Source organism: Xenorhabdus doucetiae (assembly GCF_000968195.1).
GTDB lineage: Bacteria > Pseudomonadota > Gammaproteobacteria > Enterobacterales > Enterobacteriaceae > Xenorhabdus > Xenorhabdus doucetiae.
This window is the reverse complement of the sequence record NZ_FO704550.1, coordinates 3,746,420-3,760,525: the sequence shown is the minus strand read 5'-3', so window position 1 is coordinate 3,760,525 and position 14,106 is coordinate 3,746,420. Positions and strand designations below refer to the sequence as shown.

At 45.3% G+C, this 14,106-nt stretch carries 13 protein-coding genes and 2 pseudogenes; 6 read left to right on the top strand and 9 right to left on the bottom strand.

Translation table 11 applies throughout. From position 1 onward, the window contains the following. Positions 1-454 precede the first annotated feature (454 nt). The 5 genes and pseudogenes from XDD1_RS16505 (at position 455) to XDD1_RS16485 (ending at position 4,349) form a co-directional block, all read left to right on the top strand. A pseudogene (locus XDD1_RS16505) lies at positions 455-1,499 on the top strand (IS630 family transposase). A gap of 326 nt (positions 1,500-1,825) precedes the next feature. Further along, positions 1,826-2,284, top strand: a pseudogene (locus XDD1_RS20125) (Hcp family type VI secretion system effector); the annotation flags it as partial. Positions 2,285-2,568: 284 nt separating this feature from the next. Next, complete coding sequence (locus XDD1_RS20120; protein WP_045972873.1) at positions 2,569-3,480, top strand: DUF6402 family protein; 912 nt, start codon at positions 2,569-2,571, stop codon at positions 3,478-3,480. Then, the gene (locus XDD1_RS16490) at positions 3,467-3,871 is read left to right on the top strand and encodes a DUF6201 family protein (RefSeq protein ID WP_045972871.1); all 405 of its coding nucleotides are present in this window, start codon (positions 3,467-3,469) and stop codon (positions 3,869-3,871) included. Before XDD1_RS20120 ends, XDD1_RS16490 begins: the two co-directional genes overlap by 14 nt. Positions 3,872-4,013: 142 nt before the next feature. Beyond that, a complete protein-coding gene (locus tag XDD1_RS16485; protein ID WP_045972869.1) occupies positions 4,014-4,349 on the top strand; it encodes an NIPSNAP family containing protein in 336 nt (111 codons plus the stop codon). Between the two features lie 122 nt (positions 4,350-4,471). Here the strand turns inward: XDD1_RS16485 and fis are convergent, their stop codons facing one another. The 9 genes from fis to acuI form a co-directional block, all read right to left on the bottom strand. Beyond that, positions 4,472-4,768, bottom strand: coding sequence for a DNA-binding transcriptional regulator Fis (fis, locus tag XDD1_RS16480; RefSeq protein WP_010847912.1), 297 nt, complete (start codon positions 4,766-4,768; stop codon positions 4,472-4,474). A 7-nt stretch (positions 4,769-4,775) separates the two neighbouring features. Further along, complete coding sequence (gene dusB, locus XDD1_RS16475; RefSeq protein ID WP_071827287.1) at positions 4,776-5,759, bottom strand: tRNA dihydrouridine synthase DusB; 984 nt, start codon at positions 5,757-5,759, stop codon at positions 4,776-4,778. Between the two features lie 285 nt (positions 5,760-6,044). Then, positions 6,045-6,926, bottom strand: coding sequence for a 50S ribosomal protein L11 methyltransferase (gene prmA / locus XDD1_RS16470; RefSeq protein ID WP_045972865.1), 882 nt, complete (start codon positions 6,924-6,926; stop codon positions 6,045-6,047). A gap of 54 nt (positions 6,927-6,980) precedes the next feature. Beyond that, entirely contained in the window at positions 6,981-8,426 is a 1,446-nt protein-coding gene (gene panF, locus XDD1_RS16465; RefSeq protein ID WP_045972863.1) for a sodium/pantothenate symporter, read from the bottom strand. Further along, the gene (locus XDD1_RS16460; protein ID WP_045972862.1) at positions 8,416-8,688 is read right to left on the bottom strand and encodes a YhdT family protein; all 273 of its coding nucleotides are present in this window, start codon (positions 8,686-8,688) and stop codon (positions 8,416-8,418) included. Before XDD1_RS16460 ends, panF begins: the two co-directional genes overlap by 11 nt. 318 nt (positions 8,689-9,006) lie before the next feature. Further along, positions 9,007-10,356 carry an acetyl-CoA carboxylase biotin carboxylase subunit gene (gene accC, locus XDD1_RS16455; RefSeq protein ID WP_045972861.1) on the bottom strand — a complete coding sequence of 450 codons (1,350 nt, stop codon included), beginning with the start codon at positions 10,354-10,356 and terminating at the stop codon, positions 9,007-9,009. Positions 10,357-10,369: 13 nt separating this feature from the next. Further along, positions 10,370-10,825 carry an acetyl-CoA carboxylase biotin carboxyl carrier protein gene (gene accB / locus XDD1_RS16450; RefSeq protein WP_045972860.1) on the bottom strand — a complete coding sequence of 152 codons (456 nt, stop codon included), beginning with the start codon at positions 10,823-10,825 and terminating at the stop codon, positions 10,370-10,372. A gap of 28 nt (positions 10,826-10,853) precedes the next feature. After that, complete coding sequence (gene aroQ, locus XDD1_RS16445) at positions 10,854-11,306, bottom strand: type II 3-dehydroquinate dehydratase (protein WP_045972859.1); 453 nt, start codon at positions 11,304-11,306, stop codon at positions 10,854-10,856. Positions 11,307-11,461: 155 nt separating this feature from the next. After that, positions 11,462-12,436, bottom strand: a complete 975-nt coding sequence (gene acuI, locus XDD1_RS16440; RefSeq protein WP_045972858.1) for an acrylyl-CoA reductase (NADPH) — start codon at positions 12,434-12,436, stop codon at positions 11,462-11,464. A 524-nt stretch (positions 12,437-12,960) separates the two neighbouring features. Here acuI and mreB point away from each other — a divergent pair. Further along, positions 12,961-14,004, top strand: coding sequence for a rod shape-determining protein MreB (mreB, locus tag XDD1_RS16435; protein WP_010847922.1), 1,044 nt, complete (start codon positions 12,961-12,963; stop codon positions 14,002-14,004). Positions 14,005-14,106: the final 102 nt, after the last annotated feature.

The following is a 14,106-nucleotide window of genomic DNA, read 5'->3' as shown; positions in this document are numbered from 1 at the left end:
GCCCGTATTCCCGCAGGAAACAGATTTCACCATAAAAACATTATTTCTAATTTTGTTATGTTGATTAATGTATATTTATACACGTAAATATCGTCAATCAGCCTGATTACAGGTTATTTTATAATAATCAAATTATACAACTAATGTAAACGTTAATTATATTTAACACCGAAATGAAATAGTTTCAAAATATAATTACCACATATATTTTTTATAATAATAAAGTAATATTACCAATGTGTATTGATTGCTTTTAATGTAATTAATAAATGGTTTCAGAATAAAAATAGATTATTTGTTTATTATTTTGAAATAAAATTGTCACTCAATTGAAATATATTTTATTTGTTATAAATAGGTTTTCAAAATAGTAGATCACTTGAAGGGAACTCAGTCCGATTTTCGCGATCTGATTAATCGCCAAATCAAAACAAATCCCAAAATGGACTGAGTCATGCCAATCATAACATCAATACCCCGAAATGAACGACGTCAAATGAAAAAAGCTATCCAGAAAACCCGGGATAAGAACTATGCACGTCGCCTCACCGCGCTCTTGATGTTGCATGAAGGGAGTACGGTTTCTCACGTTTCCAGAACGCTTCACTGTTCACGTTCTTCAGTTAATCGTTGGGTAAATTGGTTAACATTATACGGGTTGGAAGGGCTTAAAAGCCTCCCTGCGGGAAGGCCTGCCATCTGGAATTTAGCCCCGCTTCTCTCCGTCATTTCTTTCTTATTACAGCACTCTCCACAACATCTTGGCTATCTCCGTTCACGATGGAGCCTTGAACTGATTACACTTAAAATCAATGAGATACTGAATATATCGCTCCTCTCAAAGTACACTCTATCGCTACTTTTGTCGGGCGGGCATCGTTTGGCGAAGGGCGGCGCCAACCTTAAAATTACCTGACCCTGAGTATGATGAAAAAATGGCCAAAATCAGCGAGGCGTTATCCAATGCCTCAGGGAAACATCCTGTCTTATATGAGGATGAAGTGGACATCAACCTTAACCCGAAAATCGGTGCAGACTGGTGCTTCAAAGGACAGCAAAAGCGTGTTGTTACCCCCGGAAAGAACCAAAAACACTACCTTGCGGGTTGCCTCAATGCGAAAACGAAAGAAATCACGTATGTCGGTGGCTTGAGAAAGAACTCAGATTTATTTATCAAATTGTTAGATGAAATTAATCATCAATATACCAGTGCCAAGACAATCACGTTAATTTTAGATAACTATTGCATTCATAAGAGCCGGAAGGTCAGGGTTTGGCTGGCAAAAAATCCCCAATTTAACCTTCTCTTTTTACCGTCCTATTCCCCGTGGTTGAATAAAATTGAACGTCTATGGCAATCCTTGCATGAAACCGTGACACGAAACCACTGCTGCCAATTTATGTGGCAGTTGCTTCACCATGTCAAAATCTTCATGGAAACCGCTTCCTTACAACAGCAGAAACCGGGGATGAGAAAAATGGGTGTATCACAATTATGAAAACCTATTTATATCGTTATACTTCAAACGGCTTTCGCCTTATGAGCTACAATTTGAAATTGATAGGGTTATAGCGGGTCATGTATCTAATCTCTCAATCGATTCCGGTGGAATTTATCGCAACGCTCCCTCAATGTGTTTTTTTATTAGGGTACTATCTGAAATTTAAATTAGGTAATTATCTGATTTTATTTAAGAAGAGAGGTTAATCACAATTTAACTGGTGGGCTTTTATCCATGCTGGAATAGATAAGACTGGCTGTTATATCCTGTTTAATTGATGCTGTAATGAGCATTAATTGAAAATCAGATGACAGGAGACAGGAATGTCCTATCTTATTTACTTGTCGTTAAAGGGCAAGAAACAAGGCTTAATCTCGGCGGGCTGTTCAACCCCCGAATCTATCGGCAACCGCTATCAGGCCGGGCGGGAAGATGAAATACAGGTATTACACCTCAGCCACATGATGACCCGCGATCAGAACGTCAATCACCTTCCGGTCAGCTTTACCAAACCCATTGATAAATCTTCCCCGTTGCTGGGGTTGGCGATAGACAAGAACGAGTTGCTGGATGCCCTTTTTAAGTGTTACCGCGTAAACCTTGTCGGACAATTGGAATTTTTCTATGAGATCAAACTGACAGGTGCCACCATTGTTGATTTTTCCTGCCACTATCCGCATTCAATTGATGACAATGACCAGATCCCGTATGAAACGGTGCAGCTTGATTATAAGTCGGTGTCATTTACGCACCGCGCGGCAGGGACAACAGGCTATGCGATATCGCAATTGCAGGGGCGTGAAGAGGAAAGGCCGCTGCTTTCGGGGTTTTCGTCGTTGATTAAGCCACTTGAAACGGCAGTAGAAGACTTATTTAGCAAAAAATTTATGCTGAAAAATGAGGTTACTGGGGATAATTGTTGCCATGTTGCTTATGGTATTAATACGGCAAAGGGACTGAAAAAAGGCGTTTCGAAAGAGGCTGGTATCACGGATACGATAAATTCAAAAGTAGAAGAAGATCTCGAAGTTGAATATTTATACCAAACAAAAATAGGGATGAAAAAATGAGTATTTTAAAAACGAAAACCGTCAAAGGCGGTGCAACTACAACGATTCTATTTGATGAATTATCGCTTTATGATATTCCAAAAATCATGGATAAGATGGGGTGGACGACAGCATCAGCTTTGATGAAACATTGGTTTTCAATTACGCCAGCATTTAAATTTAATGACAAAACAAGAGGTGGTTTTGTCCGAGGTAATTCAATGGAAATACCGAAGGAAAGGGTGAATAATTCAATTGTAAAAATGGATTGGGCTAGAAATTATGACGTGGTAAATAGTTGCATTGATGATTTAAAAAATATTTGGGCAAGTCCAAATGGAAAGAAGCAATTATTTGTTAATGTCTTCGACAGAAATAAAGAAAAAGAAATAGATGGACTAATACATGTAGGTTATGAAAATAGTGCAATTGAATTAGATCATCTTGCTCAAGTTAATTATAAAGAATTTGGTTCGTATTTAGATACAATGGATGAATTAATGGGGGCGATAGGAGTTGGTACTTTGAAAGTTGCAGTAAGAGGTTATTTTGATATAAGGGGAAATAAAAAGAAATTCACAGTGGAAAATTTAGGGTTTTATATAAAAGATACCTATGATTTTACTGATAAGTATTATCCAGACAAAGGTATTATTTCTGATGGAAATAATATTGCAAGTGAGATATTAGGCATATGGTCAAGAGACGGTGTTATACCAAGAAAGGAAATCCCTGTATACATGGCAAGTTTCGCTTCTGGCGATTTTGGGTGGTTGTACAGAAATTATAGAGGTTATGTTCCTGTATTTAACAGAGACTTTAGAGAGTGGCAAAATATACATGATGAAGGTGGAGATTTTGTTGTATTTTCTGATGTGTTTTGGACAGAACCACTAGAAAAGGATAGAATAATATATGAAGGTAAGTAAGCTCCTTAAATATGGAGTCATATCTATATTTTTTCTATGGTGGTTTTTCTTATCACATGTAACCTTTTTACCGTCTTTTTTAGAGAATGGTGAACGTGAGAAAGATGATTATCATGTTATTTTCTACACCCCTCTTCCCGTGAATCCATTGGGTATCTGGTATCATATAAATTATCCAAGACCATACTTTGCAGTCCTGTACAAAGACAATAAATATATTGGTCAAAGCTCTCCATTCTATATTAGTAATGATTCTGATATGATGGGAGATAATTATGGTTTTCCTAATAATATGGACGACTACTTTTATATTGTTTGCTGTGAAGAGTACAATATTTCAATAAACCACAAAAAATGGTGGAGTCAAATCCTCCAATACTTCCATTTGTAAAGTTTAATATTTTGTAAATATTCCGTCCTCATGTTTTCGCAAGTTTATCCTCTGAATTTCAGGGGCTTTTTTATTATTTTCCGTTATGCTAAGAACGAAAATCTGCTAGTGTTGAAGAAATAACAACAAGTAAGGTGGATACATGAATAATAAGGTTATAGAAATACTCCAGTATGAGTTAAAAAAAGGAACAGGCAAACAGTTCCACAAAATCATGACAAGTATCAGCGTCCCATTACATCGCTCACAAGGAATTGATGTTGTGAGTTTTGGTAATTCACTACACAACCAAGATTATTATTACCTCATCCGAGCGTTTAAAGATATGGATGAACTATCAGCGATACAGGAAAGATTTTATAAAAGCGCTGAATGGATCAACGGTCCCAGAACAGGAATTATTGAGAGAATAGATAAGAGCGTTAAAACGGTTATCGAAATGCCTGTATCTACGATAGATGCCTTGCGAACCGAATAATGCCAGAAGGCTTATAGGTTTGTTCGGTGAACAATGTATCAACATTTGTATAAACACAAACAAAAAAAGCACAACAGTTATTCACTATTGTGCCTTTTCTTCAAGCAGTTACGAATGAACGATTAGTTCATGCCGTATTTTTTCAGTTTCTTACGCAGAGTACCACGGTTGATGCCCATCATCAGTGCTGCGCGAGTCTGGTTGCCACGGGTGTATTGCATCACCATGTCCAACAGTGGCTGTTCTACTTCAGCCAGTACCAGCTCATACAGGTCATTAACGTCTTGACCGTTCAGTTGAGCAAAATAGTTCTTCAGTGCTTGTTTAACTGAATCACGCAGAGGTTTTTGTGTTACCTGATCTTGTGAATTTACAGTAGCAACGGTTAGTACATCAGAATTTACGCGTTGTTCGAACATAGTTCTGTCAGCTCTTTTCTTTATTTACGCAAAAATTTTCGAAGTATGCCTCCAACGCCTCCAGCTGTTCGCTGGCATCCTCAATGGCGTTGAATGTGCGCCGAAACTGGTCAGCAGGGGCATGTTCCTTGAGATACCAAGATACATGCTTGCGAGCAATACGAACTCCTTTGCCTTGACCGTAAAAATCATGCAGTTCTCGCATATGCTCACTCATTAAACGCTGCACGTCGCCAAGGGGCATCGGTGGCAGCAATTCTCCTGTTTCCAGATAGTGCTGGATTTCCCGAAAGATCCAGGGTCTTCCCTGAGCAGCACGGCCTATCATTAGGGCATCAGCCCCAGTGTATTCAAGCACTGCTCTGGCTTTTAGCGGGTCAGTAATGTCACCATTGGCAATAATTGGTATGGCAACAGTCTGCTTAACTGTCCGAATGTTGTCGTACTCGGCCTCACCATTAAACAGGCAAGATCGTGTCCTGCCATGTATCGTAAGAGCCTGAATACCGCAACGCTCGGCCAATTGGGCAATTTCTACACAGTTACGTTCTTCCGGTGACCAGCCTGTGCGGATCTTCAAAGTGACAGGAACATCCACTGCATTGACTACCGCAGAAAGGATTTTTTCAACCAGTTCTGGATAACGCAGTAATGCAGAGCCTGCCAGCTTACGATTCACCTTCTTAGCTGGGCACCCCATATTGATATCGATGATCTGAGCGCCGTTGGCTACGTTAATTTTCGCTGCCGCCGCCATATCATCGGGATCACTACCGGCAATTTGTACAGAACGCACGCCGGGTTCGTCGCTATGAACCATACGCAGCCGGGATTTATCCGTCTTCCAAACTTGGGGATTGGAAGAAAGCATTTCTGAGACTGCCATTCCTGCACCCATGTGGTAGCAAAGAGATCGAAACGGGCGATCTGTAATGCCTGCCATAGGAGCCGCAATAAGACAGTTTTTCAACTGGTATTGTCCGATACGCATAGACGAAGAAAGAGTGGTCAACTGTGACTAAGGGCGCGTATATTACGCATTTTTCACAAGATATGAAAGGCCAAACTTTGAGCGAATCGATATTTATAACGGATTTTTTCCAGTTGATTTTTTCAGATTTGTTTAATTAGTCTTAAATAACATGTGGTTACATGTTTTTGATAAAATTTATTATTACTTATATTTCTAATCACAAAGAGAGCGGATTACCCCCAATTTGACCTCCCAAGTGATCATTTTAGTGGATAATCGCGCTTTGCAATAGGTATCAGGTGATTATTTTTTAATCCCTGTGATGCGGCACCATTCTTCTTGTTCAACGATCGGATCGACAATAAATTCATTGTCATAGGCTTGGGCAACACCTTCCGCCTGACTGGCCAGAACACCGGACAAGCCCAATAATCCACCCGATTTCGGCAGTGAGCCGATAACAGGGGCAAGTTCACGCAGTGGACCTGCCAAAATATTGGCGATCACGATATCGCATTCGAGGTCTTTAGGTTGGTCTTTAGACAGATAGAGCGTCAGTTGGTCAGAGACGCCGTTGCGTTCAGCGTTATCCCGGCTGGCTTGAATGGCTTGTGGGTCGATATCGATACCGATGGCGTGTTTCGCCCCCAGTTTCAGGGCGGCGATAGCCAGGATGCCTGAACCGCAGCCGAAGTCGATCACGGTTTTATCGGTGAGGTCAAGGCCATCTAACCATTGCAGGCAAAGAGAAGTGGTTGGGTGAGTGCCTGTCCCGAATGCCAGACCGGGATCCAGCATGACATTGACCGCCTGCGGGTCGGGCACTTCGCGCCAGCTAGGGCAAATCCACAGACGTTGACCGAAGCGCATCGGGTGGAAGTTGTCCATCCATTCACGCTCCCAATCTTTGTCTTCCAGTTGTTCAATTTTGTGGATAAAGCCTGTGCCCAGTTGGGGAACCTGCTCCAATTGGCTGACAACTGCTTTCATATCCATTTCAGCGTCATACAGGCCAATGACATCAGTATCGCCCCATAAACGGGTCTCGCCCGGCAGAGGCTCAAAAATGGGGGTATCATGGCTATCCTGAAAGGTGACCGAGACAGCCCCACTTTCCATCAGCTCATCGCCCAAGGCTTCCGCTTGTTGTCCCGTGGTGTTTAATCTTAATTGTATCCAAGGCATAAAAATTCTCGTTTTGTAAATGACGTTGTTGTATAAAATTAAATCGCGCCGCAATTATTGAGAAACAGCAGCTTGTTGTGTGCGTTTATTCCCCAACATATTCCCGATCCAAAATGCCAGTAAACTTAACAATAGTGATGGCACGATGGGATGGAAACCCAGAAGCTGGAGATTGAACGTTGCCAGCAAAGTATAACTTGCCGCACCGGTCAGCATTGAGCTGATTGCCCCTTGGGCATTGGCTTTTTCCCAATATAACCCCAGAACCAGCGGCCAGAGGAAAACGGCTTGCAGCCCTCCAAATGCCAGCAGGTTCAGCCAGATAATCATCTCCGGTGGACGCCAGGCTGCCAGCAGTAATAATGCGCCTAAAAACAGGGTGGAGTAGCTGGAGAGGCGTGAAAGTTTTTTCTCCTGACGGATCTGTTGTGGGTACAGGTTTAAATAGAGATCTTTGACGATAGTGGCCGAAGATTGCAGCAGTTGGGCATTAATGGTGGACATAATCGCCGCCATGGGCGCAGCCAGAAAAATCCCGGCGGCAACAGGCGGCAGCACGGTGATCATCAAGGTTGGGATCACTTGGTCGGGGATGGTCAGGTCAGGAATGATGGCCCGGCCAAGGGCACCCGCAAGGTGCATACCGAACATCAGGAATGCCATGATGAGGGTGCCAAGTACAATACCACGGTGAACCGCCTTGCTGTCTTTATACGAGATGCAGCGTACAGCGGTGTGTGGCAGCCCGACGACACCAAAGCAGACCAAGACCCAGAAAGACGCCATAAATGGCCCAGAGAGGATATTATCGGCACCATAAGGCGAAACCAGATTGGGATCGATGGTGCGCAGGGTAGTTACTGCCGCTGATATCCCGCCGGCTTTGTAGATAATGCCTGCCAGCAATAACACTGTTCCCAGCAGCATCACCAGCCCTTGCAGGGCGTCATTGAGGACACTGGCCCTAAAACCGCCAAATGCGGTATAGAGGGCAATTGACACGCCAAAAATCAGTAACCCGGTATCGTAGGGGATACCCGCCGCAGTTTCCAGCAAACGTGCCCCGCCAATGAATTGCACGGTCATGGCACCGACAAAAGCAACCAGCAGGCTTATGCTGGCAAACCAGACCAGAAAGCGGCTCTGGTAGCGCGCATACAGCATGTCATTGAGCGTAACCGCATTGTAACGGCGGGCGAGGATAGCAAATTTTTTCCCCAGTACGCTCAGTGAGAGCCAGATCGCAGGCAGTTGGATCAGTGATAACAGCACCCAACCGATACCATACTTATAAGCAGCACCGGGGCCGCCAATAAATGAGCTGGCACTGATATAGGTGGCGGTAATGGTCATGGCCAGTACGAAACCGCCCATGGAACGGTTGCCGAGAAAATACTCATTCAGGAATTCACCAGTTTGCCGGCGGCGATAAGCATAGATTGAGAGTATGAAAACCAAGGCCAGATAGCCCACGAGAGGCAGAATCACTTCACTTTGCATCACTATTCTCCAGTGTACGATCCTCCAGCGCACCATCCTCCAGCGGAATATCCTTGAACAGGTACTTCACCATCAACCCGCAAAGGATGATAAATAAGGTGGGTAGCAGCAGGCAAGCCAGCTCAAACCAGCGGGGCAGCCCGGTTATGCCGATGGCATCGCTGGGCAGGTAAGCACACAGAAGCCAACCAACGAGATAAGCCAATGTCAGGAATATTGCCCAGCGTGCTTCTTTGTTGGATTGAACAAATCGTCCGTCCATCCGTTCTCCGAGTAATTTACATGAAACAATATGGGAGGGAATTGTACGGTAATGTGCGGATTTATTCAGGGGAAAAATGGGTTGTGGAAATAAGAATTAAATCAGAATACTGTCTTGATTTTCAATGAAATAATATTTTTTAAAAGGTCGTATGTATTTTGTCTTTTGGTTAAGTTGTTATTTTGGAAGTCAGTATGTCCATATTCATTTAAATATTTATCGGGTGTTTTTGAACGCGGATTAAATAAAAAATCCCACCGGTAAAAGATGGGATTTTATTGATTTTAGGCAATGCTGCCTGAACGTTAGAAAGAAGACTTACTTATCCTGCAAGCCCAGTTTCTTCTCCAGATAGTGGATATTGGTGCCACCTTGCTGGAAGTTCTCGTCATTCATGATGGCCAGTTGCAGGTCGATATTGGTCTTGATGCCATCAATGATCAATTCGGCCAGCGCATTCTTCATGCGGGCAATCGCCACTTCACGGGTCTCGCCGTAAGTGATTAACTTACCGATCATCGAATCATAGTAAGGCGGTACGGTATAGCCTGCATAGATATGGGATTCCCAACGCACACCAAACCCGCCCGGCGAGTGGAAATGGGTGATCTTGCCCGGACTTGGCAGGAAGGTTTTCGGATCTTCCGCATTGATACGGCATTCGATCGCATGACCGTTGATTTCGATGTCTTCCTGTTTGATGGACAGCGGCAGGCCAGAGGCAATACGTAACTGTTCCTTAATCAAGTCAACGCCGGTGATCATTTCAGTCACGGGATGTTCAACCTGAATACGGGTATTCATCTCAATAAAGTAGAATTCGTCGTTTTCGTACAGAAACTCAAAGGTACCCGCTCCGCGATAGCCGATTTCGATACAGGCATTGGCACAGCGCTCACCGATGCTGCGGCGCAGCTCTGGTGAAATGCCCGGTGCCGGCGCTTCTTCCACCACTTTCTGGTGGCGGCGCTGCATGGAGCAGTCACGTTCAGCCAGATAGAGCGCATTACCCTGACCATCAGCCAAAACCTGAATTTCAACGTGACGTGGGTTCTCAAGGAATTTCTCCATGTAGACCATGTCGTTGTTGAACGCGGCTTTGGCTTCTGCGCGGGTCATGGCGATGGATTGTTCCAGATCTTTGTCGCTGCGGACAACGCGCATACCACGACCGCCGCCGCCGCCGGATGCCTTGATGATCACCGGATAACCGATGCGGTTGGCAATGACTTTGTTTTTCTCGGCATCGTCACCCAATGGGCCATCAGAGCCAGGAACGCAAGGAACGCCCGCTTTTTTCATCGCACTGATAGCGGAAACTTTATCGCCCATCAAACGGATAGTCTCTGCTTTCGGGCCGATGAAAATAAAGCCGGAACGCTCGACCTGTTCAGCGAAGTCGGCATTTTCAGACAGGAAGCCATAACCGGGATGGATGGCCTGCGCACAAGTGATTTCCGCCGCAGAGATAATAGCAGGAATATTCAGGTAACTTTTTGCCGAGGCGGCAGGGCCGATGCAGACGGTTTCATCCGCCAGCAGGACGTGCTTCAGGTCACGATCTGCCGCAGAGTGCACCGCTACGGTTTTGATCCCAAGTTCTTTACAGGCTCTCAGGATACGCAGTGCAATTTCACCGCGGTTAGCAATGACAATTTTTTCAAGCATGGGGTGCGCCTCGTTATTCGATGACGACCAATGGCTCGTCGAATTCAACCGGTTGACCGTCTTGAGCCAGAATCGCTTTCACGACACCTGTTTTGTCAGCTTCGATCTGGTTCATCATTTTCATGGCTTCAACGATACACAGGGTTTCGCCCTGATTCACATGCTGGCCGACTTCGATGAAAGGTTTCGCATCTGGGCTGGGTGAACGGTAGAACGTTCCCACCATTGGGGAGCGAACGATGTGACCGCTGATTTCAGCCGATCTGTCAGCGATGGCGGGTGCTGCGGGCGCTGCGGCATGCACTGGCTGCTGGGCAGGTGCAGAAATATATTGCTGGGTCACAGGGATTGCCGTGGCTACCGTTGTCCGGCTGATGCGTACTGACTCTTCACCTTCAGAAATTTCCAGTTCAGAAATGCCAGATTCTTCAACCAGCTCGATCAATTTTTTTATCTTACGAATATCCATGAGTGTGGTTCCGTACTTTTTCAGTCAATTAGTTGGATGTTGACAAGCGGTTGACCGCTGCCTGTAATGCGAAACGATAACCATCCGCTCCCAACCCGCAGATTACGCCGACTGCAATATCGGAAAGATATGAGTGGTGGCGGAATGGTTCGCGGGCGTGCACGTTGGAAAGGTGAATCTCAATAAATGGGATATCGACCGCCAGAAGTGCGTCGCGCAATGCTACGCTGGTATGCGTGTATGCCGCAGGGTTAATTAAAATAAAATCCGTATTGCCTCGCGCTGAATGAATTCTCTCAATTAATTCAGATTCTGCGTTGGATTGCAGATGGGATAATTCAGCCCCCGATTGGTGAGCTTCTTTTGACAGTCTGTTAACGATGTCATCAAGCGTTAACTTGCCGTAGGTCTCTGGCTCTCGCGTTCCCAACAGGTTCAGGTTGGGGCCATTCAAGAGTAAAATGCGAAACTTATCTGCCATTGTGCGGGTATCTCCGGCAATCTGTCAACAATCGACCAAGATAACTCGATGTTAACGGTTTGTCATCTCTTTCTGATATCTAGAATTGTAAATTTGGCGATAAAGCCCGACATTATAAACATATCGTGGCATTTGGCAGCAAAATACTGGTCTTATCAGCGCACCTTCACGATTGTCCTGCCCGTAATTTGATTGTTTATCAACTTATTGGCGTATTCGATCACGTGCTCTAGTGTAATTTCATTGGCGGTTTGTTGATAAAAGGCCGCTGGCAACAGCTTCTGCAAACGCTGCCAAATGGCAGAGCGTTTGGCGGCCGGAACCGTCACAGATGCCACACCCTGCAAGCGAACATTACGCAGGATAAACGGCATCACACTGGTGGGAAGCTGGCTGTCACTGGCCATGCCACAGGCCGCCACCGTGCCGTTGTAATGGATTTGGGCCAGCAATGTTGCCAAGGTTACGCCGCCAACCGTATCTATCACACCTGCCCAACGCTGTTTTTCCAGCGGGCGTGATGGTTGGTTGAAGTCACCGGCAGGCAAAACCGTATTTGCCCCCAGTGAGAGCAGGTAATCTCGACTATCGGGTTTGCTGCTAATCGCGGTCACGGAATAGCCCAGTTGTGACAGCAAGGTGATTGCCGTGCTGCCAACACCGCCACTGGCGCCCGTCACGGCAATCTCTCCGCTGTCAGGCGTTACCCCCCCTTGTTCCAACGCCATGACGCATAACATGGCCGTAAAACCCGCTGTGCCGATGATCATGGCTTGTCGGGGCGTTAATGCGTGCGGCAAGGGTGTCAGCCATTCACCCGATACCCGCGCTTGTTCTGCCAGTCCCCCCCAGTGCGTTTCTCCCACACCCCAGCCTGTCAGTAAAACCTGTTGCCCGACGTGAAAACGGGGATCTTCACAATGATGGACCACACCCGAAAAATCGATCCCCGGCACCATAGGAAATTGGCGGATAATCTTTCCTTTGCCGGTAATCGCAAGGGCATCTTTGTAATTGAGAGTGGACCAATGAATATCAACAACCACATTCCCCGCGGGCAATTGAGAGGCATCAATCTCTTGAATAGAGGCTGATAATGTTTCGTGTTGTTCCAGTAATAAGGCTTTCATGATAATTCTCCCTTGATGGGTATCTATCTGACATCACCACAATTTTTCATCACTACAATTTCTTATCACCACAATATAGATAAAATCTGATGTACTGAAATGGGCGGGCAACAATATTGTGATAGAGAGTGGTAAAACGGTGGTTACTTATTTTTGTTCAGGATGGTACTGGAAAAGATAATAATATATAGGCGCCCAAATATTATTCCTAATCTCACCAAATTCATCGATTGCTTTTATAATTAATACACTATCCCGCGTTGGAGCATGTGGGTTTTTGGGTGTATTGGCTGATTTTGAAGGGCGGTGATGAGATTATCGGTGAAATTAACCCATTTTTATGCAGTTTTTTTCTGCTCCGTTAGAGAAAAGTAACGTAGAATATCGTATTTCTGATGTGAATAACGTAGCCACTTTTATTGAAGTAGTAAAAGTAGTTAATTATGCGCCTTGTCGCTGCTTCATGTGGTTGGTAGAGTAGACGGACAATCTCCGTCCCCGGCTTGCAGGATTATCCTTTCGTTATGTTAAAGAAATTTCGTGGCATGTTTTCCAACGATTTGTCCATTGACTTGGGTACTGCCAATACCCTTATTTATGTCAAAGGCCAAGGAATAGTATTGGATCAACCTTCTGTCGTTGCCATTCGTCAAGACAGGGCTGGTTCACCAAAAAGTGTTGCAGCAGTAGGGCTGGAAGCAAAGCAGATGCTGGGACGTACGCCGGGTAATATCGCCGCTATCCGTCCCATGAAGGATGGGGTCATTGCTGATTTTTATGTTACCGAAAAGATGCTACAGCATTTTATCAAACAGGTTCACAACAACAGTTTCATGCGCCCAAGTCCGCGCGTGTTGGTCTGTGTGCCTGTTGGTGCGACCCAAGTTGAGCGTCGTGCCATTCGTGAATCTGCCCAAAGCGCAGGCGCCAGGGAAGTCTTTTTGATTGAAGAACCCATGGCGGCCGCCATCGGCGCAGGTTTGCCCGTTTCCGAAGCAACGGGTTCAATGGTGGTTGATATTGGTGGGGGAACCACGGAAGTGGCGGTTATCTCCCTGAATGGCGTGGTTTATTCTTCTTCGGTACGTATTGGTGGTGACCGTTTTGATGAAGCTATCATCAATTATGTTCGCCGCAATTATGGCTCCCTGATTGGGGAAGCAACGGCAGAGCGCATCAAGCATGAAATTGGTTCTGCCTATCCCACGGATGAAGTACGGGAAATTGAAGTGCGTGGCCGTAACCTTGCGGAAGGTGTCCCGCGCAGTTTTACGCTGAATTCCAATGAAATTCTTGAAGCACTGCAAGAACCCTTAACGGGGATTGTAAGTGCGGTGATGGTTGCTTTGGAACAGTGTCCACCAGAATTGGCCTCTGATATTTCTGAGCGCGGCATGGTGCTGACGGGCGGTGGCGCGTTATTGCGTAATCTTGACCGTTTGTTGATGGAAGAAACCGGCATTCCTGTTATTGTTGCTGAAGATCCACTGACCTGTGTTGCCCGTGGTGGTGGCAAGGCACTGGAGATGATCGACATGCACGGCGGCGATCTGTTCAGCGAAGACTGAAAGTAACTCTGCGAGCTGGGAGGTGGATAAGCTTTATCGCAGCCTCCTTGCTGACCGTTGCGGGGTTTTACCCTTTATAAGATAACACAGCCCGATAATACG

What these genes read in the sequence shown, in the direction of transcription:
- XDD1_RS20120 (WP_045972873.1), top strand. Translation starts at nt 2,569, where the DNA reads ATGAGTATTTTAAAAACGAAAACCGTCAAAGGCGGTGCAACTACAACG.
- XDD1_RS16490 (WP_045972871.1), top strand. Translation starts at nt 3,467, where the DNA reads ATGAAGGTAAGTAAGCTCCTTAAATATGGAGTCATATCTATATTTTTT.
- XDD1_RS16485 (WP_045972869.1), top strand. Translation starts at nt 4,014, where the DNA reads ATGAATAATAAGGTTATAGAAATACTCCAGTATGAGTTAAAAAAAGGA.
- fis (WP_010847912.1), bottom strand. Translation starts at nt 4,768, where the DNA reads ATGTTCGAACAACGCGTAAATTCTGATGTACTAACCGTTGCTACTGTA.
- dusB (WP_071827287.1), bottom strand. Translation starts at nt 5,759, where the DNA reads ATGCGTATCGGACAATACCAGTTGAAAAACTGTCTTATTGCGGCTCCT.
- prmA (WP_045972865.1), bottom strand. Translation starts at nt 6,926, where the DNA reads ATGCCTTGGATACAATTAAGATTAAACACCACGGGACAACAAGCGGAA.
- panF (WP_045972863.1), bottom strand. Translation starts at nt 8,426, where the DNA reads ATGCAAAGTGAAGTGATTCTGCCTCTCGTGGGCTATCTGGCCTTGGTT.
- XDD1_RS16460 (WP_045972862.1), bottom strand. Translation starts at nt 8,688, where the DNA reads ATGGACGGACGATTTGTTCAATCCAACAAAGAAGCACGCTGGGCAATA.
- accC (WP_045972861.1), bottom strand. Translation starts at nt 10,356, where the DNA reads ATGCTTGAAAAAATTGTCATTGCTAACCGCGGTGAAATTGCACTGCGT.
- accB (WP_045972860.1), bottom strand. Translation starts at nt 10,825, where the DNA reads ATGGATATTCGTAAGATAAAAAAATTGATCGAGCTGGTTGAAGAATCT.
- aroQ (WP_045972859.1), bottom strand. Translation starts at nt 11,306, where the DNA reads ATGGCAGATAAGTTTCGCATTTTACTCTTGAATGGCCCCAACCTGAAC.
- acuI (WP_045972858.1), bottom strand. Translation starts at nt 12,436, where the DNA reads ATGAAAGCCTTATTACTGGAACAACACGAAACATTATCAGCCTCTATT.
- mreB (WP_010847922.1), top strand. Translation starts at nt 12,961, where the DNA reads ATGTTAAAGAAATTTCGTGGCATGTTTTCCAACGATTTGTCCATTGAC.